The following is a 3,558-nucleotide window of genomic DNA, read 5'->3' as shown; positions in this document are numbered from 1 at the left end:
GAGTAAATTATGGTTAGAAACCATCTTCATTGTGCATCTTTTTTTACAGAGTAAACACCATGAAAAAACCCACAGCTTCAAATTATTTTTTACCTTCGTACTCGAAGTACATTTCTTTGGTATAATGAAGTCTGTGGGCAATGCAAATATAGCAATTTGCTCATTAGCTTTATAAAGGTCGTTTATATTTGTGGTGGTTAGACCCCGATTACAAACTGATCTATTTTGGTTTCTGTTTATTCGGAAACTTGCACATAAACATAGGCCCAAGAGCTTGAAGAGTAAATTATGGTTAGAAACCATCTTCATTGTGCATCTTTTTTTACAGAGTAAATATAATTGTTTTTTCTGCTTTTTTTTATTAATGATAAGGGCAAATCGTATAAAGTTTCAATTATACCAATCGAAAGTAATACCAAATCTCAGTGAAAAAACGCCAGGGTTTTTCAGATTGATTTCATTGTGATTAACGTAATATATATCATTGAATCTGTATGAATAGACCAATTCAACAAAATAAAGCGAAGAATGTAATCTTATTCCGGCCTCTAAGCTTTTAGCATAAGTAAAGGAATTATTTAATGAATGGTCAAATACAACCCATTCTACCGGCTTGAATGCAACATATGGGCTTAATGTAAAATGATAAGGCCTGAACGTTCTGCAGGGGACCGGGATGTGCCGATACAACCTTAAATCATATAACAACATTATTTTGGGTGATGAAAATATATGAACACCGGTTTCATTATGTCTTGGTAAACTGTCGGTAACGCTTGTCAATTTATTATTAAAAGGAAGATAATTCCATTCCAGTAAATTGATTCCCAATTTAAGGCCAATACCAAAATCAATAGTAGTGTTGAACATGCTCCCATAAAGAGAATAATTATCACATACGGTAGTTCTGGATATTAAAGGACTATATGTGTAGCCAAATGATCCTATACCGATTGCTCCACGTGGAATATGTATATTGTGCTCATTTTTAAAAACATAATCATATCCTGATTTAAATTTGTCGGTTTGCCTGTAGTTACCTGCCGAATATGTTATTTTTGAACGCTTTCTTAATCCTGTTTTCTGTTTTGAAATAATGTGATATTTGAATTTATAATAGGTGTTATCATATTTTTTCACACCAATGTTCTTTTTCCAGACATTTATATCTTTAACGTCACGATCAAGTGTAACCCTGGTTTTAAAAATTCCCCCGATATAAACATCTGCAACCACCGAATCTATTCCTTTTCGGATGAATTTGCTATTGTTTCTGTTTGCGGGAAAAATACACTGAAGTTCAAGATTATTAGTGCAACCGTCATCGGGAAATGATGTGATGCATTCATACAAATAATCATTTTGCATATAGTATTTCTGTGCTTTCAAAGGCTTTACTGTTAGTAATGTTACTACCAACATAATGATGAATAAAAAGTTCTTTTTCATGATTTTTTGTTTTTAATGGTTAACTTTTAATTTTTATAATGGTCATAAAATGAAATTGTAAATCAAAAAAGATATTATTTTTAATTAAAAAATGCCTCCATATAACAAATATTATACACCTTGGCTTTTTTTATTTCTTACTTCGAAAAAGTGGCCTTAAAAAAGTGTACAATAAAATAATAGCCCCCATTGAAAACCATTTTATTCTTTTGTTCTTTTTATCAATTTGCTCGGCAATATTTTTATAATATATTTCATCTCCACTGATGATGCTGCATTTTTCAGGGGGTTGGGTATATGGCTTATTTAAAATGGCTGAATTAACTATTTCATCCATTTCTTGCCGAACCTTGTTGTTCTTCGTATTTGCCTGCCAGTTTATTTGCAAAACACCTTCATTGCCAATTTTATAAACAAAATTGATCTGAAATGCTCCTGCAATATTGTGCTTACCTTTAATAAGAGCGTTAATCAGGCAGCTATCAGAAGAGGTATTAATCCTATAAGCAACATCGCTGAAATCTTGCTGTAGTGAAATCTGTTCTAATATAACATCTATGGACGTCTTTATTGCGGCATTAATTCCTGAAATTGTTCCCGAGCGAACATCCATTTTAATAAATGTGAAATTGATCGCTGTTTCAGGATTTTCATTTTTCAAAAATGATATGATGGAGGATGCATCACTTTTATTATCCATATTCATGATCGCAGTTCCCATATCAACCATCTGTTCTTTTATTGCCCCGGGTACAGTATCCCATTTGGGGGGGGCAGTTACATTAAAGTTTGAAAAATAAAATGTGCTTGAATCTGATCTTTGGGCACGTCCATGAAATGAACTTAAGACGAATAATAAAATGATTAATTTTTTCATGATGATTGAGTTTATTATTTAATTGATTTAGAATTTAACTTTATAATGCGCCTTATTGAAGTATGTAAATGACAATTGGTTGGTTTTTAAAAATATTTTTTACACCATCCTTAATGCCAACAAGTTAAGTAAATAATTATTAAAAATCATTTACATCTGGCGCTTGTTCATCATTATTCTTCCAAACACACAAAAAAACTGGAGGAACAATTATGAGAACAATTATTGCAATTTTAAAAGTGATACTGGCGCTTGGCTTCACAGTAATATTATTGTCCGCAGACAGCGTAAGAGAACAAAAGTATTTTCCAAAAACCGGCGATATGGTTTTTCAGACAATATCGGGATCAAAACTAACAAATGCAATTGCCGGGATTACTCAATCAGAATATACACATTGTGGTATCGTGGATTTTCAGAAAGGGAAATGGGTGGTTATTGAAGCATATGGCAAGGTAAGGGTATTTCCAATGAACGAATGGATAAGCCAGGGCAATTTCAAAAGATATGCGGTGTGCAGATTAAAGCCCGGATTAGATAAGAAAATCCCAGATCTTATGACTGAAGTCAGGAAAATGATCGGAAAACCTTATGACTATGGGTTCGATACAACAGATGCAGCTATTTATTGTTCAGAGCTGATTTATAAAGCATATAAAAAGGCAACCGGGCAATATATAGGAAAAACCAACAAACTCGGCGAACTGAACTGGAAACCCCACGAAAAATATATTCGTTCGCAATGCAAAGGCAAACTGCCGCTCGACAGGGAATTGATCACTCCAAAAGCGATTGCAGAAGCCGGTGAGGTTGAAATGGTATTTAACAACATAAAATATTAAAATAGCAAGCGCAAAAAGACTTCTTTACATGAGTTTTCAAATAGAATGAAGATGAAAAATAATAAAAACTATTTTCAAAATGATATTACGGTCCATTAGTAAAATAGTTGATTGAAAAATTTAAATACTGTTTAAAATATAACAACATGAAAATATCAGATGTTTTTGAAACAGTCCTTGCAATAATAATATTTTGTATTGTATTGTTGATAGGGGCTTCCCTTGCTTAATATTAATCGAAAATATAAACGATCCGATAAAACTAAAAAACATGAAAACAAAGGCATTAATTTTTGCAATGATCATTTGGACATTTTCTGTATGTCCATTAATCTATGGTAATATCAACACAGGCCATCAACACGAAAAACCCGTCGCCAGATATAGCAA

3 protein-coding genes are annotated in these 3,558 nt (G+C 32.5%); 1 reads left to right on the top strand and 2 read right to left on the bottom strand.

Annotated features, from left to right (window positions below):
- Positions 1-390 precede the first annotated feature (390 nt).
- Together PKK00_15015 and PKK00_15010 are read right to left on the bottom strand one after the other, a co-directional pair.
- Entirely contained in the window at positions 391-1,449 is a 1,059-nt protein-coding gene (locus tag PKK00_15015; GenBank protein HNW99716.1) for a hypothetical protein, read from the bottom strand.
- 130 nt (positions 1,450-1,579) lie between these two features.
- On the bottom strand, positions 1,580-2,326 hold the full coding sequence (locus PKK00_15010) for a hypothetical protein (GenBank protein HNW99715.1): 747 nt from the start codon (positions 2,324-2,326) through the stop codon (positions 1,580-1,582).
- 212 nt (positions 2,327-2,538) lie between these two features.
- Between PKK00_15010 and PKK00_15005 the strand changes: the two genes are divergently transcribed.
- On the top strand, positions 2,539-3,168 hold the full coding sequence (locus PKK00_15005; protein HNW99714.1) for a YiiX/YebB-like N1pC/P60 family cysteine hydrolase: 630 nt from the start codon (positions 2,539-2,541) through the stop codon (positions 3,166-3,168).
- Positions 3,169-3,558 lie beyond the last annotated feature (390 nt).

This window comes from Bacteroidales bacterium, assembly GCA_035353855.1.
Taxonomy (GTDB): Bacteria; Bacteroidota; Bacteroidia; order Bacteroidales; family CG2-30-32-10; genus DAOQAK01.
The sequence above is the reverse complement of the archived record's forward strand: the minus strand, read 5'-3'. Positions and strand labels throughout refer to the sequence as shown.